The following is a 25,894-nucleotide window of genomic DNA, read 5'->3' on the forward strand; positions in this document are numbered from 1 at the left end:
TCGAAGCTGTCAAGAAACCGTGATTATTTTGACAGGTTTCAGGAGGGAAGGCTCGAAGCTGTCAAGAACCCATCGTTATTTTGACAGCTTTTAAGGGGGAAGGCTCGAAGCTGTCAAGAAAGCGTGGTTATTTTGACAGGTTTCAAGAGGAAAGGGTCAAAGCTGTCAAGAACCCATCGTTATTTTGACAGGTTTCAAGAGGGAAGGCTCGAAGCTGTCAAGAATCCATCGTTATTTTGACAGGTTTCAAGAGGGAAGGCTCGAAGCTGTCAAGAACCCGTGATTATTTTGACAGATTTCAGGAGGGAAGGCCCAAAGCTGTCAAGAAACCCTGATCATTTTGACAGGTTTAAAGAAGTAAGGCTCGAAGTTGTCAAGAACCCGTGGTTATTTTGACAGGTTTCAAGAGGAAAGGGTCAAAGCTGTCAAGAACCCATCGTTATTTTGACAGGTTTCAAGAGGGAAGGCTCGAAGCTGTCAAGAATCCATCGTTATTTTGACAGGTTTCAGGAGGGAAGGCTCGAAGCTGTCAAGAACCCATCGTTATTTTGACAGGTTTCAAGAGGAAAGGGTCAAAGCTGTCAAGAACCCATCGTTATTTTGACAGGTTTCAGGAGGAAAGGCTCGAAGTTGTCAAGAACCCGTGGTTATTTTGACAGGTTTCAAGAGGAAAGGGTCAAAGCTGTCAAGAACCCCTCGTTATTTTGACAGCTTTTAAGGGGGAAGGCTCGAAGCTGTCAAGAACCCGTGATTATTTTGACAGGTTTCAGGAGGGAAGGCTCGAAGCTGTCAAGAACCCATCGTTATTTTGACAGGTTTCAGGAGGAAAGGGTCAAAGCTGTCAAGAATCCATCGTTATTTTGACAGGTTTCAGGAGGGAAGGCTCGAAGCTGTCAAGAACCCATGGTTATTATGACATCTTTTAAAAAGGAATGCCCCAAAGCTGTCTGAATGAAAAGACTCATGATAAAAAACGTTAAGAAGTTGTTTAAGCCACAATGCTGTCAGCAAGGACTTTTTCTGACCCATCTCTTAGTAATGGATTATTATGGTAATATAGTAACTATTTATGCGACAAAACTGGAAATTAAGTCTTTCGACGCAGCGGAAAACCTATCAAATAAGCCATAGTCCCTATTTAGAATATACTGAATATTTTATATTATTTAGGAAATGGAAATATTCTAATAGGGAGTGAATGAATTGTTAAAAGTCCTTTCAACTTCGGCGTTATCCCTTGCTTTGGCAGGAAGCGCAGTGTTTGCAGGAGTCAGCGCAACTGATTCCGCGGTAAAACCACAAAGTAAATATGAACTAAGCCTTGCTCACCATGTAGGTGCTGCTCCAGAGCTTGTTGATAGAGCCAAGGAATTAGGAATCGATATTTCCAAAGTCGATCCTGCAGAGAAAATTGCCCAGACTGGAGCGAAATTCCAACAGCCGGGCGACAATCAAGTTGCATACAAGGAAGCAACTGGTGATATTCCGGTCCTGGTTATTTTGGCTAAGTACAAGGATGGTGACGAGCCAATCGGGGACATGGAAGGACAAGTAGATCCAAAATATTACGAAGATCTTATTTTTGGAACGGAGTACAATCCGTATGAACTGGAGCAATTCCAAAAATATGATGGTCCAGATGTACCAAAAGATCGTACTATGCAGAATGCTTATAAGGAATCAAGTTACGGAAAAACCAACCTGGTTCGCAAGGAAAACACAGAATTTGTGTGGGTTGAGCTTCCTAAGGGCGCATCTTATTATCTCGATCAGGAAGGCACATACGCTGAAGGCGGAGTATATAAGCTGGGCAACGTAAACGGTGACGCTCATACTGGTGAATTCATTCGTGACCTGTTAAAAGCAGCGGATGATCAAGTCGATTTTTCAAAATATGCTGATGAAAATGGTGAAGTTCCAAACGTATTCGTAATCCATGAAGGTACTGGAGCAGAGTACAGCCGCGACCCAGCCCAATTCTGGTCTCACAAGTGGAGCCTGCTAAGTGCGCTTTACTATGGAAAATATTACGAAACTGGCAAGACTGCACCTCAGTACGAAGGAATCAGCCAGGGCGCATGGATTGACAGAACAGTCAAAGAAGACATGACTTATGATGGGGTAGTCGTTAACAACTACAACATCCAGCCAGGAATCGGCGGGAACGTAGCTGGTTTCGATGCTGCTACTAACGCGTATAAAGAAGAAGCGAAAACAGGTCCATTCCCAGTACAGACTGGCGTATATGCTCACGAATTTGGACATGCTTTAGGATTGCCGGATTTCTATGACACTCTTTACTCATCAGAAGGTGTAGGTAACTACTCCATGATGGCTGGCGGGTCATGGATGCGCTATCCGAATAAAGCTGAGTACGGCGGAAACTCACCGACACACTTCGATCCATTCTCAAAGGTTTTCCTTGGATGGGCTAATCCAATCGAGGTGACACCTGAAAGCGGCGTGAAAGAAATCACTCTGCCAGCTGTAAACAAAGCAACAGCTGACGACGGAATCGTGAAAATGGAAGTTCCAGGATCAAACGGTACAGAATACTTCTTGTTTGAAAACATGCAGCAGGATGGCTTCAACAAAGGTATGGTCCGTCAAGGTGAAGATGCTCATGGTCTAGTAGCATGGCATGTTGATGAAAATGTTATCAACCTTTACCAGACAGCCGGTTTCCGTCCGAACAACGTTGAAAACTGGATGAATAAGCGCTTCCTGTACAACCAGTCACAGACTGCTAGCAATGGTGATGTAGTGACTCACTACGGTTTATCTGTCCTTCAGGCAGATGGCAAGTATGACCTCGAAAAGAACCTTAACCGAGGAGACGCAGGTGACTTCTTTAAAACAGGCAGCAAGCTGACTCCAGTAAGCGGCAATGTACACACAGGTTCTTACTACTTCTGGAAAGGTTACGGTGCTACACCAGCTGATTCCGGTATCCATGTAACGGACATCAAGGAAAACAAAGATGGCTCCATTACAGCCAAGTTCTTCTATAACTTTGATTCAAGTGTAAAATAATGTTGAAAAAAACCTGAGCCAGGGGAAATCCCCTGCTCAGGTTTTTTGATTAGATGGCACAAAGATATCGAGATGCCCTGGGAGGACTTTTGCGCTGAAGGGCAGTGGCTCGCCTTCTTCTCCGTCGATGTTCACGACATGTGCTTTATCGGAGGATACCTTAAGATAGGAGGTGCGGATATATTCGACCTCCTTGCTTTCTTCCAACTCCCCTCTCAAAAGTGAAGGGATGAGTGATGCGACTTTTGGAATGGATAACTTTTTTATGATAAAAGTGTGGAACTTACCGTCATTCACGTCTGCTTCAGGTGCAAGTGCCTCAAACCCGCCAACGGAATTAGTGAGGGCTGTAAGCAAAAGGAAGGTTTCTCCTTCCCATTTCCCTCCTTCGTGTTCAACACTGATTTCAATCGCTTCACCATTCAGGAAGGATTTTGCTCCTTCCATAAAATAAGCCAGTGGGCCGAGCCTGGTTTTTTGTTCTGCGCTCACATTGTAAGAGGCCTCAGCAATCGCCCCGACTGCTAGAACATTGGCAAAATAAGACTCATTGACCTTTCCGATATCGACAGGACGAAGATTTTGTTCTTCCAAAATAGAGATGGCTTCATATGGTTCCAGCGGAATTTTGAGTGCCCTGGCAAAATCATTGACCGTCCCTAGCGGTATGATGCCGAGAGCGGGACGGTGTGCCTGTTCAGCTAGTCCATTGATGGCTTCATTGATGGTACCATCACCGCCCATAGCGATGACCGCATCATATAAAGCCACACAGGCTTCAGTCGCAAATGCCGCAGCATCGCCCTCCTTTTCCGTTTCTTTTACATCAATCAGGTGAAATGCTTCTTGCAGGGTTTCTTGTATTTTTTCCACATAGTCCTTCGCTTTTTCTTTTCCGGACGATGGATTGACAATGATCATAGCCTTTTTCATGTTCATTCCTCCGTTGCTCGCTTCCGACATGCTGAGTCAAAAAGTCATTTAGCCCTGCTAAAGCTTTTCTTTCTAAGCTTCAATACTTCCTCAACAGGCTGCGGCTTCTTGCTATATAACTTTTCTGAGTTAAAAGCATGGACTTCTTCATAAACGTTTTCCATTCGTTCGAATACCCATTCTTCCGTTCTTGGTGAGGGAGCCCAGCAATAAATGTCCATTTTATTCAGTTCGCCAGTGACAGCATGAATTCTTTCATACTGAATAGAACCATATTCCTTAAATCCATTTCGCTGATAAAAATCGATCCGCTTTAAAGAATCGGGATCATTGGCGTTTTCGGGCTCGACTTCGAGAATGATGGCTTTATTCTTTTGTTTAAGCCTGCCCAAAAGCCTGGATCCTGTACCCCTGCTTCTTCTGCTGCCGCTTACCAAAATATAATCAATAAAAATAAAATCCTTCTGTTCAAGGTAAATAAGGACATATTCCGGTCCTTCTTCCTTTTTATATAATTTTTCCTTTTCGGTAAAAAGGGATTCAAAATGTTTTTTTGATTTCATTTCACGGGCCGGGAAGTATTCCAGCAGCTTTTCATGCCAGTCTATAATCAAGTTTTCGGCTCCTTTATCCTAATATGATTGTTATTTTGATGGAAACTATAATTACATACCTGAAAAACAAGAATATTAAACCATTTTTTTGAAAATACTAGTTTGAAAAATTGCTATTTTGGAAATATATAAGTCGTTATACTACTTTTTTTAGTGGAAGCGGGGAGCTTTAATGGAGAATACAGAAAAAAAAGAGCAGCTTACAGCTATATTAGGATGGAGTCTTCCTGCGATCGAAGCTATGGATAAGCTTGGCCGTCCATTCGTTGTAGTGGGTCCGCCTGATTTCCAGGAGTTTGCGGACAAGCATGAAATTCAATTTATTGGATGGGAATTCGATCGTTTAAATGAAAAATCGACCGAGCTTTATGAAAAGCTCAGAATGCTCAACACTAGGCTGGCTGTCCCAATTTATGAAGAAACGGTCGAGTGGGCCGGGGCGCTAAATGCAAGATTTACAGAAGACCCTAGAATCTTTAATCGTTCCCTTCTGCTTCGGGACAAAGGGCTGATGAAACGTAAAGCACAAATTGCTGGCATGAGAGTCGGAGTATTTGAAGAGGCATATGACAAGCAGGATGTGTACAGATTCCTGAAGCGGGTTAATGAGGCATTGATTAAGCTGGATGGCGATCCGAATGATCCGATTCATGTAAAGCCTCTGAATAAAGCGGGCACAGTCGGGCACAGGGTGATCAGGGAAGCAAAAGAGATTGAGATGATGGACGATTCAGAGTTTCCATGTCTTATGGAAAGCCATCTTGATGGCCAGGAATTTTCCTGTGAAGCTTTTATCCATAACGGAAAGATCCGCTTCCTGAATATCACGGAATATGTACAGCTTGGCCATTCCAACTTCGTGCCGGCATCCCCTTCTCTGGAGGAATGGAGGCCGCAGATCAGGGCGGAAATTGAGAAACTGGTAGAGTCCTTCGAGATAAAATACGGCGTAATCCACCCGGAATTTTTCATTTCCCCGGATGGAAAAATTAATTTTGGCGAAGTGGCTGCCAGGGTTCCGGGAGGACATATTTTTGAACTGATTGAAAGGGCTTATGGCTTCAGTGCATTTCAGGCGCAAATTCTCTGCAGTGATCCACTGACAACTGAAGAAGAGCTCGAAGCCTTTTTCCCAGAAGAAGTTGTATCTGCTAAAGGATTTGCGGGAAGCCTCATGGTCTATCCCCGTGTACAGCTGATTGAAAAGCTGAATGTCCCAGCTGAACTGAAAGAAAATCCATACTTCGAAAGACATGATATGTTCATCCCTGTTACTTCAAAGGTGGCTGAGCGGGTAGGGTTCGGAAACCACTACGGAACAATCTTTTTCTTTGGCGATGACAGCACAAAGATGAGAGAGCTTTTGAAAGAATACGAGAATTACGATTTTTATTTATAAGGGAGAAGAGCAGCGATGAGCAATGACATGACTAGTGTAAAAGACAGGTTCAACCAGGCGCTCGACACTCTTGACCAGGCGAAACCCTTCGCTAAAAGCATGTACCAGACAAACGTTTTCCAGCTCGCAATAGAGCTTGCCTTAACGGAAGAAGGATTGTCTCATCTGTATGAAAAGGGTTCTTTATATGATCAGGCTGGTGTCTTTAATGGGGGGCCATGGGAAAATCCTGAAAAATTGCAGCCCTCCTTTGTTGGTGGTTCCCTAAAGGTTAAGGGAGTAAACTCCATTGTGGAACTTCTCAGTGAAATGAGGATGCTTTCGATTGCGAAAGGGGATTATCAGCATGACCTGGTGACGCCGGAAGAAGCAAGGGAATTTTTGAATGAGGTACTAGCGCTGAACCTTGACCTTCTTTTTCCTCCTGAAACCGAGGAGGCGAGAATTGAACATGGTGAACATATTGAAAGGGCACAGCGTTTATTCCGTTTTCTTGGCGAAGAATTAAGCTTTAAGGCGATTGCCAATAATCTTGTTGAAGAGATTGAGCGGCTGGCCGTTCAAAGACCGATCATGGTTAACAGGATTATTAAGATGATTGAATCAGCTGAACAGTTAATGGAAACGGGAATCGAGGGCCAGGAACAAGAAACGATCAGGAAATACCATAATGCTTTTCAGGCACCAAGCCCTTTGAGCCGGGAAAATCAAAGCCAGAGAGATTACCGTGTCAGACTGAAAGAGGCATATCAAGAAGAGCTGGAAACCGAGGCAAAGGCTTTTGCTGCTTCAATGAAGGATACCGGTCTTGTTTCCCCATACCATGCCGTTTACATTCGATATATAAACCGGGCTCATCCGGAACTTGTGCCGCTTGCGCTTGATTTGTCTGAAACTGGCGTTGCCAGCTATAATGCGAACCAGCAGCTGATTCATGACTTGATCCAGCTTTCGATTTTTCCAGAAACAAGGCAATCAATATATGGTCTGGCTAAAATGCTGGATAGGGGCGTCCTGACACAAGAGCCAATTTTGCCGGGGATTCGCCGTCTATTCGAACTTCCAATCCATCATGAGGTCAAGAGGGCACTCATGAAGAAAGAATTCGAGCAAGGAGGCATTTCTCCGAACGGAGTTCTTGTGGCCGGAACAGTGAGCGTGCTTGGCCAGCCTCTTGGAATCGGGCAGGGCTTGAATCCTACATGCCAGTCTGCAAGGGCAATCAGCCTTTGGGCCCAGCATGGAATTGGCCAGCTTTTAGAGTATATCGCAAGAGCCGCACGGGATAATGATATTGACATGACCTTCGAGGGGGAACCAATCCATTCGAGCCAGATTGAAGGTGGTGTAGCCGACAAGATTGATATGGAGCTGGATCCCGTTTCCGTCGTGCTCGTTCCGCATCTTGATAAAATCTATAACGAAATGATGAAAAGAACACTTCTCAGGGGAGAAGATGGACATAAATGGGTGAACCCTGAATTTTATGGGGAATGGATTCCGAGGGGATTCATCAATGTGGTCGATCCCATAACAGGAGCCGTTTCAAATTATCAGGCATTTGTGAAGCTATTTTATGCCACCCACCATCCTGACTACAATGAAGGGTACGAAATGATTTATCCTAATCCAGTCGGCATCTTCATTACAAGTGTGAACGCTGAGCTGATGGGACTGCACGCTGTTTCGATCCAGCGAATAGCCAGGGATGACCAGGGGGATTACCGTGTTTATTTCTATAATCCTAATAATGACAGCGGCCAAAACTGGGGGCAGAGCATTACGCCTGCCGTCCAGGGAAATGGAGAATTAGAAGGAGAATCCTCTCTTCCATTCCATAAGTTCCTGGCGCGGATGTACGCATTCCATTATAATCCATATGAGCAAGGCGAGACCTATATGGTAGAGGACTCGCTTGTAAGTGAAGTTGAAGCGCTGGCAAAAGAAAGCTGGGGCAAGGCATATCCAGCCTGGATTTAAAATGTTTAATATGGAACAATTACCTGTTATCGGCAGTATGCTGATAGCAGGTTTTTTATTTTGTCTTAAAGGGTTCACCTATTTGAAGCAGAATATAAAGTATACGTTATTTTTCAAGTTACCCAGTATGTGAGTCTTTTTTTGGCCATTATGATTAAGGGAAGGATTCGATCAGAAAGGGTAGGAGATATGGGATATATATTGAAAACTGCAGATTCCTCGTTCCACGGAGCTTTATATCAGCTATGGGGCAGTGCTGAAGAGCAAAAAAAGCATTTCCGAGAGATGGTGCTGGAAGAGGCGGCCATGCTGCTGGAAGAGAATAAAGGACTGGAATATCTGTATGGCTATGCATCTATCTTTGAATCTGCAGGTGTTTTTGCCGGCACTGTATGGGAGGATTTAAAGGGGTTGAATCCCAGTCTTACAAGGGGAACACTGATGGCTGGAGGGTCCATGGCTGCAGCGGAAGCACTCAGTAATTTGAGGATCCTGGCGTTGGCAAGAGGGGTATATGCTAACCCTGAGATGACTTCAAAAGAGGCAGCTGCATACCTGGAAAACCTGCTGGCCCTTAATGTCGACATACTGGCATTGGGAGAGACGAAAAAGAATCAAAAAAGGTGGAAAGATAACGATGACTGCGCGGGTTCATTGATGAGATATCTGGCTTCATGCTGTTTTTCCGCGAAAATTTTCGATTTACTGGAACAGGATATAACCAATCTTTTAGCTCAGCGGCCAATAATAGTCCGTGAAGTTATCAGCATGGTCAATAGTGCATGCAACCTGGCGCATGGGAATGTCAGCCGTCACCCAACCCTTCAGGCATGTCAGCGCTCTCTCTTTTTCCCCTCTGAACTTGCCCGAAGGCAGGGGGACTATCTTCAGGAAATAAAAAATGCAGGAGATCTTGTTCTGTTATCAGAGGCTTCGCAATTAAGGGATTCGATGCTGGAGTCCGGCCTTGTATCAACTTACCATGACACATTCCTTCAATATATTTCTAAAGAAAAACCATATTTTCTTGAGATCTTTTTCGGTAAAAGCAGAGCTGCTAGAGCGGCCCTTAAAAGAAACTTTCCATTAATCCGCAAGATTACAGAGGAGATCACCGGTAAAGAAGCAAGCCAGAGTATTTATGGTTTATATCATATGTTTGAGCGGCAGGTATTTAGTGCTGAAGTAGTCAGAGAGCTTGAAGCATTCGTCTGTGACCACTCGTCCAAGGTTAATCCTCTTAATGAAAACAGCAGAAATCGCCTGACTCGTAGAGATCAAATTTTAACCGGGCTGATCAGTATTTTAGGGCATCCGCTAGGAGCAGCACAAGGATTTAATCCGACATGCCAATCAACGCGGCTTCTAAGTTACCTTTCACAGAAATATCCTCATAAATTGATCAGTATGGCCCGAAGATTATTGACCAGCGGAGAAATAGAACTTCAATTTGAAGGGCAAGCGATATCTTCATCATCCCTAGTGCGTTGCGAGTTAAAAGATTTGGTTCATATTGACTCTCTGTCAGCAGTCATGCTTCCCCACCTTGATGCAATTTATGGTGAAATGCTTAAAAGAGCTGCAGGCAGAGATTCCGATCCTCATAAATGGGTCAATAGCCAATTCCATATGGCAGGTGTTTTCCCAGGCTTTGCAGAACGGAATAAGAACAATGAACATGAATTTGTTGCTCTTTTCCATCATTTTTATTTTGCAGGAGCTGACACTATAAAGAAACATTTGCCGCAGCCAGCGGGAATCTTGATGTATGACAGGAAAGGCAACCTTCTTGGCCCGCATGCGATTTTGATTCAAAGAGTCGAAGCTAAACAGGATGGGGATTTGCGGGTTTACTTTTTTAATCCTAATAACGATAGTCTACAGCACTGGTACAATGGCGTCATGACCAGTGTCAGGGATAACGGTGAACAACATGGCGAGGCATCACTTAGATTTGAGGATTTCATTAAATGCTTGTATGCCTTTCATTTTCCTGATCAATCCGCTGCAGACCAATAACCCGGCCGGGAAGCATATGCTGTCCCGGTTTTTCATTTGGCAACAAAAAGATGCTGGTTAAGAAGCTGTCTTGATTTTTTTGAAAAACGAAGAAATACTGTGCTTCAGTGAGCTAGATAGTGATTTTCCAGGAGTATTCATTTAAATTGGATTAAAAGGGCTGTTTTTGCTGTTCTTTTCCTGCTTTACAACTCGAAAGGCAGAGGAGTATGATTACTACAGTTTTAAAAAATATACTCTCTTTTCGGCGAAGGTTTTACGAAAAAGAGTCTAATTCAATGAGTTTCATATTTCTAAATCGCTGAATCCGGCAGGAGCGGGGGAACCATTTTGTGGATGCATCCACTTGGGGTGAAGCCTTTTTAAAAGGCGGGGCTATTCTGAGTCCTAATCCGACAGCTAACTTCGCAAGCGTTGCAGAAGAGGAAGATGAAGCTTGTGTGACGACTATTCAAAAGTCCACAAGGCTGAAATCTTTTAGCCTCTGGGGGCTTTTTTGTTTTGCATGATTTTTGATACGCCGGCATGATCAGGATCCAGTTAGACAAAAGTCCCTGCAAAGAAATATTCGACGAATAATTCCTCATACTAAGGAAAGAGGGAAGGGCCATGCGCAGTAAAATGTTTTTCAGTCTGGACCCGCCAAAAGTGCTTGTCGTCGGGTTCGGCGCAATTATTCTGTTAGGGACATTGTTGCTTTCGTTGCCATCCTCCACAGTTGATGGCAAAGGCCTCCCGTTATTGGATGCCTTGTTTACCGCAACATCAGCAACTTGTGTAACAGGCCTTGTTGTCGTCGACACAGGTGATACCTTCACCACATTTGGGGAAATGGTCATTCTGTCCATGATCCAGATTGGCGGGCTTGGATTCATGAGCTTTGCCACTTTGCTTGCATTTATTTTAGGAAAAAGAATTTCATTCAAAGAAAGGCTGATTATCCAGGAGTCATTGAATAACGAGACTGTCGAAGGGATTGTCAGGCTCGTGAAACGGATTTTCCTTTTTACAGCGGTAATTGAGATTACCGGCGGAATCATTTTGTCTCTGCGATTTTCACAGGAGATGGCTGCAGGAAAAGCCATTTATTTTGGTTTTTTTCACGCCGTTTCGAACTTTAATAATGCCGGCTTTGATTTGATGGGCGGATTCAAAGGGCTTACGGCCTATTCAGCAGACCCAATTGTCAATATCACCATGATCACTCTGATCAGTTTGGGCGGAATCGGATTCATTGTCATGAACGAGCTTTATGAATATCGACGTACAAGAAAAATTTCGCTGCACTCGAAACTCGTTCTGTCCGTTTCCGGTGTCCTGGTGTTGGCCGGCGCGCTGATGATTTTCATTCTTGAATACAACAACCCATCGACCTTGAAGCCCTTGTCGATGACTGGTAAAATGTTCGGGGCGCTATACCAGGCTGTTACACCAAGAACAGCTGGATCCAATACCTTGAATATCCCGGACCTTAAACAGTCCACCTTGTTTTTGATCATTTTTCTGATGTTCATAGGTGCATCGCCAGGGTCAACAGGCGGAGGTATCAAGACTACCACCTTTGCAATCCTGTTAGGCGCAGTTAAATCGCAGATCCGCGGCTGTGAAGATGTCACTTTTTTTGGCAGACGAATGGACAACAGCATTATTTCAAAGGCACTGACGGTTACGCTGATTGCGCTATTTTTAGTAGGTTCGATTACAATGGTTTTGACGATTACGGAACCGGGGAAAGACTTTTTGATGCTCTTTTTCGAGGCTGTATCGGCCTTTTCAACTGTCGGCCTATCAATGGGCTTGACGCCTGATCTGTCATCATATGGAAAGATCCTGATTCTTATTACGATGTTTGCGGGCCGTGTTGGTCCATTGACACTTGCTTATGCAGTGGCAAGAAAAAGAAAAGAAACACATTATCGACATCCAGCTGGAAAAGTGATGATTGGGTAGGAGGATATTAATATGGCAAAGCAATATGCAGTAATTGGGATGGGGCGCTTCGGTTCGAGTGTCGCCACCACCCTTTATAATGAAGGACATGAAGTTCTGGCGATTGATAAAAGTGAGCAGCATATCGAGGAATATAAAGAGTTTGTTACCCATGCTGTGATCGGCGATTCGACCGACGAGCAAACATTGCGGGCAGTTGGAATCAGAAATTTTGAGACGGTCATTGTGGCCATTGGAGATGATATTCAGGCGAGCATCCTCACCGTCCTGATTTTAAAAGAGATGGGCGTTTCCAATGTTGTGGCGAAAGCACTCAACAAACACCATGCACAGGTATTGTTCAAGGTAGGGGCGGACAAAGTCATCTTCCCTGAACGGGACATGGGAGAACGCGTTGCCCATCAGCTGATGGCGTCCCCGAATGTATTGAATTTCATTGAGCTTTCAGATGATTACAGCATTGAAGAAATCAAGCTGCCAATGAGCATGGCCGGCAAAAACCTGATTGAAATCAATCTCCGTGCCAAATACAATATCACGGTAATCGGCGTCAAAACAGCAAATAAAGTCGATATATCGCCAGATCCGGAGAAGACGCTCCGAGCAGAGGACATCCTGATCGTCCTTGGGGAAAATGGTGACTTGAACAAATTCGCGAAAATAAAATAATGACAGGTACTAAGCAGACTGGGAAATGACAGTCTGCTTTTTTGTGTGCATTATTTTGAAAATTGATAAAAGATAGACTTTCTTTTATAGCATTAACAAATATAGACTATGGCCGATGAAATACATATAAATTTACTGGAAAAGGGAGCAGGACATCAAGATGAAACGAATTATGTATATGCTTTTTATCGCAGTTTTACTCGCAGGGGGACTTGCGGGCTGCGCAAACACAGAGTTAAAGGCGAACGAAAGGGTGAAGATTGGCATCATGTTGTCTGACGTCGGACTTGGTGACCAATCGTTTAGCGATGCGGCGTTTGCCGGACTGACAAAAGCAAGGGATGAATTGGATATTCAATTTGATTATCGGGAGCTGCAGGAAGTAGGCAGCTATGAAAAGGGATTTACTGAGCTGGTGGAAGACGGAAACGATCTTGTCATCGGGCTTGGTTTTATGGTTCTTGAGGATTTGGAAAAAGTTGCAAAAAAATATCCGGAACAACAGTTTATACTGGTTGATTCGGTATCAGAAATGGAGAATATCACATCGATTGTTTTTAAAGAAGAACAGGGCAGCTTCCTCGCCGGCGCGGTTGCCGGAATGGCCACAAAATCAAAAGTTGTCGGGTTTGTTGGCGGTGCGGATGTGCCGCTAATCCGCAAATTTAAGTCGGGATTTGAGCAGGGTGTGAAAGCAGTGAAGCCGGATGCAGAGGTAAAGGTTGCCTACTCTGAGGACTTTGGCAATGCAGATCTTGGAGGGAAGATTGCTGCGGGAATGATTGATGATGGAGCGGATGTTCTTTATGCTGCTGCTGGTTTTACGGGAGTAGGTGTATTGAAGGAAGCGCAAGCCAGGAAAAAGTTTGCGATTGGTGTAGATAGCGACCAATACTTTTTTGCCGAAAAGGCCATTATCACTTCCATGCTGAAAAATGTGGATATCGCCCTCTATGAAGCGGTAAAGGAGTTCCAGGCCGGGAAGAAGCTTCAATCGAGACAAATTGAACTGGGCATAAATGAAAAAGGGGTCGGGCTTGCGCCAATCCGTGTCATCAAGCTGACTCCAGACCAGGAAAAGACCTTGAAAGACTTGGAAGAAAAGCTATCAACAAATGAAGTTTCAATTCAGCTAGATTAACAGCTGCAACTGGGGGAACCAAGATGACAATCAAAAAGAAATTACTATTGAATTTATTGCTCGCCATCGGCCTATCAATTGTAATGATTTCTTTTATCATTTACAGAATGCTGATGGTCCAGGCATCTAATCAAGATTATGTACAGGTATTGCTGACTGTTCAGAACCTGCAGGCTGAAACTTCGGCCACGAAGCAATCGCTAAGCAATTTTTCCTTCAATCCGACCGAAGGAAACAGGCAGGATGCATTGGCAAAAATGGCGAAAACATCGGAAACCTTCACACAGGCTAAAGGATTGATTCAGCAGGAGGACAGCAGGCAAGTGTTGGATAAGGCTTTTGATAAGTTCACCGCCCTGAAGGCCGAAGCGGAGAAAGCACTTGATGATAAAATCAGTGCAGAAGTGAAGCGGCAATCGCTGCGCAGTGAGGGGATCCTGAATGATCTGTACCTCTTGAATATCCAGGTGAATGATTATTACGATTATCTTCAGGAGGATTTAAAGAACCAGATTCAATTCATTATCCTTTCGGCAATCATCGGCAGCATCCTGCTTGTTCTTGTTGCCGGGGGGATCGGGATCAGGCTGACGAGCTCGATTACAAGACCGCTGAAACAGATTGCCATTAATGCACAGGAAATTGCAAAAGGGAACCTGATGATTGAAAAAGTTCCCTACAAGCATAAGGATGAGCTTGGAACCTTGAATGAGTCATTTGACATGATGGCAGCACAATTGACATCCCTGCTGCAAAAGGTGAATAGGACCAGCAAAGAAGTAGAAGATTTTGCAGAGGAAATCGAACAGGAAAATGTAGCGCTTACCGAGATTTCGAACCAGGTTGCTGTATCGACGGATGAGCTTTCAGCAGGTGCCCAAACCGTCTCGGAAGATCTGCAGCAATCCGTCGAGCTGATTGACGAAATGGACAAGGAAATCATGCTGAACTTGGACTACAGCCAGGAATCCTCTTCATATAGCCAGGAAGCAGTCGAAGCGATTGGAGAAGGCAGGAAAGCCATTGAGGGGCAAAAGGTTTTAATTACAGAAAATAAAGAGGCCTCCTATTCCATCCAGGCAGCAACAGGCAAGTTTGTTGGTTATGCCGCAAAAATCGAAGACATGGCGAAATCCGTTTCAGCCATCTCAGCACAGACCAATCTGCTTGCATTGAATGCCGCAATCGAAGCAGCAAGAGCAGGAGAGGCTGGCAAAGGATTTGCGGTCGTGGCGTCAGAGGTCAGGAAGCTGGCCGAAGAGTCAAATCTGGCAACAACGCAAATTTTCGATATGGTCAACCTGTTGAAGATGGGACTCGATGAAATTGGGGAAGCAGTGAACAAAGGCGGCGTCATCGCTGATGAGCAAATGGAATCGATGAATCTGACAATGTCAGCTTTTGAAAATATAGAAGCAAGGGTAAGCGGCATTTCGGAAAAAATCACCCAGCTTGTGAAAGGAATGGAAGCCTCCAAGGAGCTGGGAGCAAAGGTCCTGCACAATGTTGAATCCATCAGTGCTGTCGTCGAAGAAACTGCAGCGGGAAGCGAAGAAATTTCAGCATCCACAACAGAACAATTATCGGCATTCGGCAACCTCTCGAAAAAGGTAACAGACTTGAGGAAACTGACCAATGAATTGAACGAATCTGTTTCTATTTTTAAGTTTAATAAATGATTTTTGAAAGTATCATGGCCTGGAGCTGTGGTACTTTTTTTGTGGGGATGAAAAGCGATGAATTAACCGTAAAATCGATACTTGGTCGAAATAATTGAAAAAGTGGTCGAAATAATTCAAAATGTGGTCGAAATAATTCGAAAAGTGATCGAAAAAATGAAGAAATCGCCAAATTATTGAGTTGTGGAGTAAATCAATGCCCGCGAAATGGCGGAAATTAAGATAAACGAGGCCCAACGACGATATAATTCCTTTAATTTGACATGCAGTTTCAAATATATGAGTCTATAATTAAATAAAAGAAATAAGAATTATAGGAAGAGACTGCTTAGAGCTAATAACAAAAGAGAAGGTGAAGTTTTGAAGCAAAAAGATTTATTCCTGGCGTTTTTTCGCGTGGGAATCCTTGGCTATGGGGGCGGGCCGTCCTCGATTCCGCTTGTACATAAGGAAGTAGTAGATAAATATAAATGGATGGACTCTGATGAGTTCGGTGACATTCTTGCTTTGGGGAATGCGCTCCCCGGTCCGATCGCAACGAAAATGGCTGGGTATATCGGCTATCGAGTCGGCGGTTTCCTTGGCATGCTGAATGCCCTGGCCGCAACGATGATTCCGACGATTTTCCTGATGATTATCCTGCTTACGACTTTGAACTCTTACAAGGATCAGCCATGGGTAAAAGGAATGGCTGATGCTGTTGTACCGGTTGTTGCTGTCATGCTCGCCGTCCTGACCTGGGACTTCATCAAGAAGTCTGGAAAATCTAAGCTCGGCTGGGCCTGGACAGCCGTTGCGCTGATTGGCAGCCTGGTGCTGCTCCAATTCTTGAACGTGCATCCGGCCATTTTGATTTTCATCTTGCTGCTTGGTGCTTTATTGAAAAAAGACTCCTCACCATCTGAACAGAAACAAATGGGAGGGGAGCAGAAATGATCTATTTTCAAATATTTTTGGCCTTTTTCATTCCTGGTATTTTAGGCTATGGCGGAGGTCCTGCCTCGATCCCGTTGATTGAAAATGAAGTCGTCGACCGATACAACTGGATGACGGTCAATGAATTCAGTGAAGTGCTGGCGATGGGCAATGCACTTCCGGGACCAATCGCGACCAAGATGGCAGGGTATATTGGCTATTCAGAAGGCGGAATCCTCGGCGCCATTGTCGGTGTGTTTGCAGCCGTGGCACCATCATTGATTTTAATGATTGGACTGCTCGGGCTGCTGATGAAATTCAAGGATTCTCCTCGTGTCAAAAGACTGACTATGGTAGTCAGACCAGTCATTGCCGTGCTTCTGGGAGTCATGACCTATGATTTCTTTTTTTCCTCCTATGAAGGTGTCGGTTTAACGCAAACGATTCTGATAGGCGGAATCAGCTTCGTCCTGATGGAAAAATTGAAGGTGCACCCGGCCTATGTCATCGCCGGTGCGCTCGTTTATGGAGCCCTTGTTTTATCTTAAACAAGGGTTTTTCTTTTGAAATTAAATTCTCTTACAGCCCCAACGATGTAAACGATTTCAATGGAAACCATGCAAAAAAACTTTGTTGACAAATATATCAGAGAGTTTTAATATTTCAATTATCGAAATGAATTTAATAAGTTACTTATCAAGAGAGACTGAGGGATTAGGCCCGATGACGTCCGGCAACCTCCTTTATGGAAAGGTGCCACTTCCTGCAGAATGGTTTCATTCTGAAAGATAAGTCGTATAGATATTTACGATGCCTCTTTCTTTGAATGAAAGAGGCTTTTTTTATTGAGTGAAAACGGGGGTGCAAAAATGATTGAAGTGAAGAGCCTGATCAAAGTATATGAAACGAAAAAGGGATCGGTGACAGGTGTTGACGATGTTTCATTAAAAGTAGAAAAGGGCGAAATTTACGGGATTGTCGGATACAGCGGCGCAGGCAAGAGTTCTTTGCTGAGATGTCTTAACCTCCTGGAGAAGCCGACATCGGGAGAAATTTATATTGATGGTGTGGAGCTAACCTCTTTGAGCAAGGGTGAGCTAAGGAAAGCCCGTTTGAAAATCGGGATGATTTTTCAGCATTTCCATCTTGTAAGCGCAAAGACAGTCAGCGAGAATATCGCTTTTGCGCTAAAAGCTGCCGGCACTCCGAAAACAGAGATAAATGAGAGAGTGCTAGAGCTTTTACATATGGTGGGCCTTTCCGACAAGAAAGACGTATATCCTGCCCAGTTGTCCGGCGGCCAGAAACAGCGTGTTGGCATAGCCAGGGCGCTGGCGAATAATCCATCCGTCCTGCTATGCGATGAAGCAACCTCCGCTCTTGACCCAAGCACGACCCGCTCTATTTTATCTTTACTTAAAAAGATTAATAGAGAGTTAGGAATCACAATCGTACTCATCACGCATGAAATGGAAGTGGTCAAGACGATTTGTGATAGGATGGCCGTGATGCAGGATGGAAAAATCATCGAAGAGGGAAATGTCTACGATATTTTTGCCAATCCACAGGAACTGCTGACAAAGGATTTCGTCAACTCCATCCTTCAATTCGAATTGCCTGAAAGACTGATGAAGGTGCGGGAAGGCAAATTGATCAAGATTTATTTCCAGGGCGAGATTGCCGAGCAGGGTGTCATCTCGGATGTATTCCAAAAATTCAAGGTGAGGGGAAATATCCTCCACGGAAAAATCGAGTATATCCAGGAGATCCCACTGGGGATTTTCATTATGGAAGTGTCGGGCGAGACAGTTGAAATCGACCGGGCTATTGACTATATCGCATCAAGGACAAGAAATTTGGAGGTGATTGAAGATGCTGCTTGATAATCTGGTCGCACTGCTGCCGGAACTGAATAAGGCATTCTTTGAAACAATCTATATGGTCGGCATCTCCATCCTTGTCTCGATCATTGTTGGATTGCCGACAGGGGTTCTTCTTTTTGTCACCGATAAAGGCCTGTTCCTGGAAAACCAGCTTTTTAAAAATATTGCCGGTTTCATCGTCAATATGATCCGGTCGGTTCCGTTCATCATCCTGTTGATCGCCCTGCTGCCGCTGGCGAATTTAATCGCCGGCACGACAATCGGGCCGACTGCCGCATCCGTTTCATTATCAGTTGCGTCGATTCCGTTCTTTGCGAGGATCGTCGAGCAAAGCTTGCGCGAAATCGATAAAGGGGTCATCGAAGCAGCGGTGGCCACCGGAGCTACTCCGTGGATGATCATCAAGGATGTCCTGATTCCAGAGGCTAAGCCGGGAATCGTCCAGGGTGTCACCATCACGATCATCAGCCTTGTGGCATACTCGGCAATGGCCGGTATTGTTGGCGGCGGCGGAGTCGGTGATCTGGCAATTCGCTTCGGTTATTACCGGTATGACAATACCATCATGATTACAACGGTGATTATTTTAATCTGTCTCGTCCAGCTGATCCAGTTTGGCGGCGACAGGATTGCTAAATTAGTAGACAAAAGATAAAAATTGGGGGTTATTTTAAAATGAAGAAATTATTATTCTCTTTACTGGTACTTTTATCAATCGGGTTGTTGGCTGCATGCGGCAGTGATTCCGCAACAGGCGACGATGCGAAGGCTGACAAAAAGCAAGTTACCTTCGGAGCGACATCAGGGCCGTATAGCGATATGGTCACAAAAGGAATCAAGCCTCTGCTTGAGAAAAAAGGCTATGAAGTGAAAGTGGTCGAATTCAGCGACTACATCCAGCCAAACCTGGCCCTGTCAAAAGGGGATCTTGACGCCAACCTGTTCCAGCATAAGGTGTACATGGAAAACTTCGCAAAAGAACACGATCTTGAGCTGTCTGAAGTGATTGTCGTCCCAACAGCGCCAATGGGAATCTACTCAAAGAAGTTCAACTCACTGGATGAAGTCGCAAAGGGTTCTGCCATCGCGATTCCAAACGATCCAACCAATGCAGCACGTGCCTTCCTGATTCTTGAGGATGCCGGCCTGATCAAGCTTGATCCTAATGCTGATCCGTTGACTGTTTCTGAAAAAGATGTGAAAGATAATGTCAAGAACCTGCAGTTCAAGCCAATCGAAGCAGCACAGCTTCCAAGAGCCGTCGAAAGCGTTGACCTGTCTGCTGTACCCGGCAACTTTGCCCTCGCAGCAAAAATGGATCTGTTGACTGCGCTTCAGCTTGAAAACATGCCGGACCAGTATCGCAACCGTGTCGTCATTAACACAAAGGACCAGGATGCCCAATTTGCAAAAGACATCAAGGAAGTCGTCGAGTCAGATGATTTTGAAAAAATCATTGATAATGATTTCAAAGGTTTTGGAAAGCCAGAGTGGATGGAGTAAGAGTATGATGTAAGGAAGTCCCAGCAGCCGATGCTCCTGGGACTTTTCCTTTTTTATAGCTTTCTCCCCTATAAATTGGGTAAAATATTGAAGAGGCTCTTTTCCAGAATTCACATACAAGGTGGGGAACAGAAGCGAGCTTCAGAACTGCACAAGTTTCAATTAAACAGTTACAGAGGGAGATATATGGAAAAACGAAACAACAGATCTAGACATTTAGCAGCCATTTCGCTGGCGATTATGGGAGCGGGATTCCTCGCTATGATTCCTTTTCAGGACTCGCTGATTGGGAAACTGCTGATGGGCGGCTTTGAAGCCGGTCTTGTCGGCGGACTCGCTGACTGGTTTGCTGTAACGGCGCTGTTCAGGCATCCGCTCGGCATCCCGATTCCGCATACGGCTCTTTTGCCGAAAAATCGTGATAAAGTGACGCGCGCATTAATCAATATGCTTGAGAATGACTGGCTCACGAAAGAAAGCATCATGGAAAAGTTCAAGCAGATTCATATTTTGGATAAGATTTTCGAAACGATTGAGAAGGAGCTTCACTCTGAATCTGTAAAAAACAGCATCCAGGCATTCAGTCTGGATGTGGCAAGAAAAGTGGACGTTGAACGATTTGCGCCAACGATTGAAAAAGAAATCAAAGGATTCCTGCTTTCAGCGGATTCTTCCGAGTTTTTGCAAAAGGCATCAAGCCATGTCCTGGCGAAGGAATATGATTCAGCTGCATTTGACTATGTTCTGCAAGAGACAGAAAAATGGGCATCGCAGGCTGAAGCGAAAATGGTCCTTGGCAAGCTGGGGAAACAGGCAATTGATACAACCGAAGCGGATGGTCTCCTGAAATTCGCCATTCAATCTTTCAGCAATATGATCACCGAGGAAAAAGTCGGCAATATTTTGCAATCATTCATTTTAAAAAGAATGAAAAACCTGCAGCAGGATGATAATCGATACCGCCATATGATCCTTGATAAAATTCGCAAAGAGCTGGGAAGCATCAGTGAGCGTGAAGTCCTTATGTCCGAAATCCAGTCCTGGAAAAATAAAATGGTCGAAGAAATGGATTTGACCGGACAAATCAAGGGAGTTTTGGCAAAGTCAAAGAATCGTGTGATTGCGCTAATCGAAAAGGACAGTTTTGTGGATGACACAGTCATTCCAATCGTGAAAAAATTCATCGATGAAATCAAGGCAGACGACGAAAAAGTAGCAGCGGTCGAAAGCTGGCTTCATGCTAAAATTGCTGGCCTGATTGAAAGGAACCATTCAAAAATCGGGAAGCTTGTCAGAGAGAACCTGGATAAGCTTGATACGGAAACACTCATTGATATGATGGAAAACAATGTTGGAAAAGACCTGCAATGGATCAGAGTGAACGGAGCGGTGTGCGGCTTCCTGATCGGAATTGGCTTAACCATCTTCAAACTCATTGTTATGTGAATGTGAGACCAATTTGAGCATCGACATGAAAAAAGCCTCCTGAGTTCACTCAGGAGGCTTGCTTATTCATTTCGTTGCTGCTTTGTTCCTAAAGATTGTTTTACGGATGAATGGGATCACCCAGCGGTCCAGGCCGTATCTTCCTGCGTTATATCCGGCGAAGAGGAGGATGAATCCGAAGAAGATATCTGTTGGATTGTGGGATACGGTTCCGGCAAGGAAGAAGCTGAAGTTCATCAGCAATCCGAAGAACATAGCGGCAGTTGTCAGACAGCCAAGAATGAGTCCCACACCTACGAGGAATTCACCGACGGGAACGATAAAGTTGAAAAGCTCAATATTTGGAAGCGCGAAGTTTTCAAGAAAAGATACATACCACCCATAAACAATTCCTTCTGGACCTTTGACTGGGTTGGCGATGGCATTGGTTATATACCCTGTTGCATCAAATCCCTCTCCGGTTAATTTTCCCCATCCGGCAGTCATCCAGTTATAGCCAAGCCAGATCCGAATAATTGTCAGCAGGCCAGCCGCCACATTGTTTTCCCTTAACCAATTTGCGAACATATGAATCGCATCCCTTCAAAAATGAATGATTATTTGATTACACTACAATATATTGGTTTTTGGCCTTTTGATGAGGGCTTGAGAACGCTGTTCACAAAATAGCAATAACATATTGTCAAGATTTTGAACGAGCGATCATTTCCAGGCAATGAAAAAGAGCCTGCAAAATACAGGCTCTTTAGGCTCTTTGAAGTTAAACGGCTTTATGTGCAGCTTCCGGTTCTCTCTTTAAAACAGTCTTGCGGATGAAAGGAACCACCCAGCGGTCTAAACCGTATTTGCCAGCATTGTAGCCAGCGATCAGAAGGATGAAGCCGAAGAAGATGTCAGTTGGGTTATGAGATACAGTGCCTGCAAGGAAGAAACTGAAGTTCATCACAAGTCCGAAGAACATCGCAGCAGTAGTCAAACAACCAAGGATCAATCCAAGACCGATAAGGAATTCCCCAAGCGGCACGATGAAGTTGAATAGGTCGACATTCGGAATCGCGAAGTTTTCAAGGAAGTTCACATACCATCCATAAACCATGTGCCCATCTGGACCTTTCACCGGATTGGCAACGGCACCTTTTAAATATCCAGTTGCGTCGAATCCTTCACCAGTCAATTTTCCCCATCCGGCAGTCATCCAGTTATATCCGAGCCATACCCTGATGACAGTCAACAGGCCAGCAGCAACATTGTTTTCTCTTAACCATTTCGCGAACATCTAAATCGCTTCCCTTCAAAAAATAGTAATTATTGATTACACTTACAATATATCAGAATCCGAAAGAAAGATGAGGGAATTGTGAAGTTGTTCACAAAAACGCTACAACAAATTGACGGAATATTGAACATGGTTCTTTTTTAAAGGGAAAAATGGCAACAGTGCCTTAAAAATTCAGTCAGAAAGGATGAAGCAGATGGATCAACAAGCAAAAGGAGCTCACCAAACTCAGGGCACTGAAAAAATTTGGAGCAAGGATTTCCTGTTTATTTTCCTGGCGAATTTCTTCATATTCCTGGGGTTTCAAATGACCTTGCCTACTATCCCGCTATTTGTGGAGCATTTGGGTGGAAATGACCAGTTAATCGGTTTTGTCGTAGGAATTTTCACGTTTTCAGCATTGCTCGTTCGCCCATTTGCCGGACGGATGCTGGAAACGAAAGGGAGAGGATTCATATACCTTACAGGGCTGGCAATTTTCGTGTTTTCAGTAGGTTCTTTTGGATTTGCATCCGGAATTGCCTTCCTGTTTTTAATGCGGATCATCCAGGGAGTCGGCTGGGGATTTTCGACAACAGCATCTGGCACGATTGCAACTGATTTAATCCCGCCGCGGCGCAGGGGAGAGGGAATGGGATACTTCGGGCTCTCCGGGAACGTGGCACTCGCGATGGGGCCTTCGCTTGGACTTGCTTTGGCAGCGGCTATCACATTCAAACAGTTATTTTTAATCAGTGCTGCTTTGGGCATTGCTGCATTTCTCCTTGCATCACGTATCACCTATAAAAAGGTGGAGCAAACCGAAGAGAATACGGAGAAGCGGAGGTGGGATGTATATGAGAAGTCCGCCCTGCAGCCGTCCTTGCTGTTATTGTTCATTACGATCACCTTTGGAGGGATCGCGTCATTCCTGCCGCTCTACTCAGCACAAAAAGGAATCGCCGGGATCGAGTGGTACTTCTTCATTTTTGCATTAACCCTGATGCTGTCCAGGTCATTTGCCGGCCAACTTTATGATAAAAAAGGTCATGGTGCCGTCTTCCTGCCTGGAACATTTTTAATCATGATCGCCATGATCCTTTTAGCGTGGCTGCCTAACAGCCTTGTGATGTTTATTGCAGCCGGCCTGTATGGATTCGGTTTTGGTTCCGTACAGCCCGCATTGCAGGCCTGGGCTGTCCAGGATGCTCCGATGAACAGGAAAGGAATGGCGAATGCGACCTTCTTCTCCTTTTTCGACCTAGGTGTCGGAGTCGGGGCGATGGCTTTTGGCCAGATTGGCCACTGGCTTGGATATGGAAGCATCTACATTGCGTCCGCCATTTCCGTTTTTGCTTCGATTCTTCTCTATATATTCATGATGAAAAAGACTGCAAGAACCTAGACCTGCTTCCGCTTTTGGAGCAGGTTCTTTTTATTTGAAGTGAATTTTATAACAGGGTAAAATACATATATAGGTATATATTGGAATTAAGGCAACACCCGGTACTGGGATTTTTTCGACTTTTAAAAAATATGGTGTGGGGTATAAAAGAGTATAGACTTCATAAACCTATTGAAAAATGAAGGAGGAGTTCATATGTATTTTAAGTCGTTTTTTGATGACCAGCTAGCACATATGTCATACTTGATCGGCTGCCAGAGGACGGGTGAGGCTCTTGTGGTCGACCCGGCAAGGAATATCCAGCCTTATCTGGATATCGCAAAAAAAGAAGGATTCAATATTTCAGCAGCAACTGAAACCCATATTCATGCGGATTACCTGTCAGGAGCAAGGGAGCTTGCCCACCACCATGGCGCCAAGCTGTATGTATCCGATGAAGGGGATAAGGACTGGAAGTATCAATATGTCGACCAGTATGAGCATGAATTGCTGACTGAGGGATCGACATTCAATATTGGGAATATTTATTTTGAAGTGCTCCACACCCCAGGTCATACACCGGAAAGCATCTCATTCCTGCTGACGGATAAGGGCGGCGGTGCCAATGAACCAATGGGCATCTTCACGGGTGACTTCCTGTTTGTCGGCGATGTCGGCCGTCCTGATCTTCTCGAAAAAGCGGCAGGCATCAAGGATACATCGGAAGCAGGCGCCCGCCAGATGTTCGAATCGCTCCGGAAAGTGGAAAAGCTATCTGACTTCCTGCAAGTATGGCCAGCACACGGAGCTGGAAGCGCCTGTGGGAAATCCCTTGGTGCGGTTCCAATGTCGACTTTGGGCTATGAGAAAAAATTCAACTGGGCTTTCCAGATCAATGAAGAGGACCAATTTGTTCAGGAGCTGCTAGCCGGACAGCCAGAGCCTCCGAAATACTTTGCCCAGATGAAAAAGCTGAACAAGGAAGGCCCTGAATTGCTCAGACGCGAGGAAACTCATAAAGTGTCACTGTCCGACACAGGAAATGCAGCAGTCGTAGATACCCGGCCGGCAAGTGAATTCGCTGACGGGCATGCGGAGGGAACGATCAATATCCCGTACAATAAATCCTTCACAAACTGGGCCGGCTGGCTATTAAGCTATGACCAGGACATCGTATTAATCGCAGATCCGGAAAAACTGCCCGACGTGAAAAAATCCCTGCAATCAATTGGGCTTGACCAGGTAACAGGGTATGTCGATCCGAAAGAGCTCGGAGGAGGCCTCGAGGAATACAAATCTGTAACCGCAAGCGAGGCAAAAGAACTGATGGAAGACGAAAACTACTTTGTCATCGACGTCCGCAACCAGAGCGAATGGGACAGCGGCCACATACCAGGTGCCCATCATATGATGCTCGGCAACCTGACCGAAAAGCTCGACGAAGTGCCAAAAGACAAGAAAATCATCGCCCATTGCCAGTCAGGCGCACGCTCCGCCATCGGAACAAGCCTGCTGCTGAAAAATGGCTTCAAGGATGTATTAAACCTCGAAGGCGGCTTCTCCGGATGGGAACAAGAAGGATTGCCAGTTAAAAAAGATTAAGAGTCGAGCCAGCTCAGTTTATTTATGAGCTGGCTTTAATATTTAGGTATAGTGCCGTAGGGTGTCCTGAATTGTAATACTGTAGCATGAGTGGCCACTATTTTCACCTTTATAAGGGTACCATTTAAATGGAAAGATACCCTTATGCAAGCAGATCGCCCTCTATAAGGGTACCATTCAAGCGGAAAGGTACCCTTATGCAAGCAGATCGCCCTCTATAAGGGCACCATTTCAGCGGAAAGATACCCTTATGCAAGCAGATCGCCCTTTATAAGGGCACCATTCAAGCGGAAAGGTACCCTTATGCAAGCAACTCCACCTCTATAAGGGCACCATTCAAGCGGAAAGATACCCTTATGCAAGCAGATCGCCCTCTATAAGGGCACCATTCAAGCGGAAAGGTACCCTTATGCAAGCAACCCCACTTCTATAAGGGCACCATTCAAGCGGAAAGATACCCTTATGCAAGCAGATCGCCCTCTATAAGGG

The 25,894-nt window shown here is 44.8% G+C and carries 20 protein-coding genes and 2 riboswitches; of the genes, 16 read left to right on the plus strand and 4 right to left on the minus strand.

The genetic code is table 11. The features are described 5' to 3' along the window. Positions 1–1,194 precede the first annotated feature (1,194 nt). A complete protein-coding gene (locus J7E38_RS09015; protein ID WP_353049945.1) occupies positions 1,195–3,033 on the plus strand; it encodes a M6 family metalloprotease domain-containing protein in 1,839 nt (612 codons plus the stop codon). Between the two features lie 36 nt (positions 3,034–3,069). On the opposite strand, the gene J7E38_RS09020 is transcribed toward J7E38_RS09015, so the two are convergent. Then, a complete protein-coding gene (locus tag J7E38_RS09020; RefSeq protein WP_214705152.1) occupies positions 3,070–3,966 on the minus strand; it encodes a diacylglycerol/lipid kinase family protein in 897 nt (298 codons plus the stop codon). Positions 3,967–4,010: 44 nt separating this feature from the next. Then, positions 4,011–4,580: a GNAT family N-acetyltransferase gene (locus J7E38_RS09025; protein WP_214705151.1), complete on the minus strand. Its 570-nt coding sequence runs from the start codon at positions 4,578–4,580 to the stop codon at positions 4,011–4,013. Positions 4,581–4,752: 172 nt separating this feature from the next. Between J7E38_RS09025 and J7E38_RS09030 the strand changes: the two genes are divergently transcribed. From J7E38_RS09030 to J7E38_RS09095, 13 genes are all read left to right on the plus strand, one after another. Beyond that, positions 4,753–5,979 (plus strand): ATP-grasp domain-containing protein, encoded by a 1,227-nt coding sequence (locus J7E38_RS09030; protein ID WP_214705150.1) that lies wholly within the window; start codon positions 4,753–4,755, stop codon positions 5,977–5,979. A 15-nt stretch (positions 5,980–5,994) separates the two neighbouring features. Further along, the gene (locus J7E38_RS09035; RefSeq protein WP_214705149.1) at positions 5,995–7,959 is read left to right on the plus strand and encodes a hypothetical protein; all 1,965 of its coding nucleotides are present in this window, start codon (positions 5,995–5,997) and stop codon (positions 7,957–7,959) included. Positions 7,960–8,148: 189 nt separating this feature from the next. Then, entirely contained in the window at positions 8,149–9,978 is a 1,830-nt protein-coding gene (locus J7E38_RS09040) for a hypothetical protein (protein ID WP_214705148.1), read from the plus strand. Positions 9,979–10,267: 289 nt separating this feature from the next. Further along, a riboswitch (cyclic di-AMP (ydaO/yuaA leader) is annotated at positions 10,268–10,408 on the plus strand. A gap of 179 nt (positions 10,409–10,587) precedes the next feature. Further along, a complete protein-coding gene (locus tag J7E38_RS09050; RefSeq protein ID WP_214705146.1) occupies positions 10,588–11,928 on the plus strand; it encodes a TrkH family potassium uptake protein in 1,341 nt (446 codons plus the stop codon). A gap of 12 nt (positions 11,929–11,940) precedes the next feature. Then, on the plus strand, positions 11,941–12,597 hold the full coding sequence (locus tag J7E38_RS09055; protein WP_214705145.1) for a potassium channel family protein: 657 nt from the start codon (positions 11,941–11,943) through the stop codon (positions 12,595–12,597). Between the two features lie 160 nt (positions 12,598–12,757). Continuing rightward, complete coding sequence (locus tag J7E38_RS09060; RefSeq protein ID WP_214705144.1) at positions 12,758–13,738, plus strand: BMP family lipoprotein; 981 nt, start codon at positions 12,758–12,760, stop codon at positions 13,736–13,738. Between the two features lie 23 nt (positions 13,739–13,761). Next, the gene (locus tag J7E38_RS09065; RefSeq protein WP_214705143.1) at positions 13,762–15,417 is read left to right on the plus strand and encodes a methyl-accepting chemotaxis protein; all 1,656 of its coding nucleotides are present in this window, start codon (positions 13,762–13,764) and stop codon (positions 15,415–15,417) included. A gap of 360 nt (positions 15,418–15,777) precedes the next feature. Next, on the plus strand, positions 15,778–16,353 hold the full coding sequence (locus tag J7E38_RS09070) for a chromate transporter (RefSeq protein WP_214705142.1): 576 nt from the start codon (positions 15,778–15,780) through the stop codon (positions 16,351–16,353). Further along, entirely contained in the window at positions 16,350–16,880 is a 531-nt protein-coding gene (locus tag J7E38_RS09075) for a chromate transporter (RefSeq protein WP_214705141.1), read from the plus strand. The genes J7E38_RS09070 and J7E38_RS09075 overlap by 4 nt, the downstream gene beginning before the upstream one ends. Before the next feature lie 142 nt (positions 16,881–17,022). Continuing rightward, positions 17,023–17,127, plus strand: a riboswitch (SAM riboswitch). A gap of 74 nt (positions 17,128–17,201) precedes the next feature. Beyond that, complete coding sequence (locus tag J7E38_RS09080) at positions 17,202–18,215, plus strand: methionine ABC transporter ATP-binding protein (RefSeq protein WP_214705202.1); 1,014 nt, start codon at positions 17,202–17,204, stop codon at positions 18,213–18,215. Continuing rightward, a complete protein-coding gene (locus tag J7E38_RS09085) occupies positions 18,205–18,870 on the plus strand; it encodes a methionine ABC transporter permease (protein ID WP_214705140.1) in 666 nt (221 codons plus the stop codon). Before J7E38_RS09080 ends, J7E38_RS09085 begins: the two co-directional genes overlap by 11 nt. A 20-nt stretch (positions 18,871–18,890) precedes the next feature. Further along, positions 18,891–19,718: a MetQ/NlpA family ABC transporter substrate-binding protein gene (locus J7E38_RS09090; RefSeq protein ID WP_214705139.1), complete on the plus strand. Its 828-nt coding sequence runs from the start codon at positions 18,891–18,893 to the stop codon at positions 19,716–19,718. Positions 19,719–19,904: 186 nt separating this feature from the next. Further along, positions 19,905–21,164, plus strand: a complete 1,260-nt coding sequence (locus J7E38_RS09095) for a DUF445 domain-containing protein (protein WP_214705138.1) — start codon at positions 19,905–19,907, stop codon at positions 21,162–21,164. Positions 21,165–21,230: 66 nt separating this feature from the next. Here the strand turns inward: J7E38_RS09095 and J7E38_RS09100 are convergent, their stop codons facing one another. Then, the gene (locus tag J7E38_RS09100; RefSeq protein WP_214705137.1) at positions 21,231–21,731 is read right to left on the minus strand and encodes a DoxX family protein; all 501 of its coding nucleotides are present in this window, start codon (positions 21,729–21,731) and stop codon (positions 21,231–21,233) included. A gap of 193 nt (positions 21,732–21,924) precedes the next feature. Continuing rightward, positions 21,925–22,440, minus strand: coding sequence for a DoxX family protein (locus J7E38_RS09105; protein ID WP_214705136.1), 516 nt, complete (start codon positions 22,438–22,440; stop codon positions 21,925–21,927). A gap of 196 nt (positions 22,441–22,636) precedes the next feature. On the opposite strand from J7E38_RS09105, the gene J7E38_RS09110 reads away from it, so the two are divergent. Further along, on the plus strand, positions 22,637–23,824 hold the full coding sequence (locus J7E38_RS09110) for an MFS transporter (protein WP_214705135.1): 1,188 nt from the start codon (positions 22,637–22,639) through the stop codon (positions 23,822–23,824). Positions 23,825–24,019: 195 nt separating this feature from the next. Next, on the plus strand, positions 24,020–25,405 hold the full coding sequence (locus tag J7E38_RS09115; RefSeq protein ID WP_214705134.1) for an MBL fold metallo-hydrolase: 1,386 nt from the start codon (positions 24,020–24,022) through the stop codon (positions 25,403–25,405). Positions 25,406–25,894: the final 489 nt, after the last annotated feature.

It is taken from the genome of Bacillus sp. ISL-35 (genome assembly GCF_018613355.1).
Lineage (GTDB): Bacteria > Bacillota > Bacilli > Bacillales > Cytobacillaceae > Mesobacillus.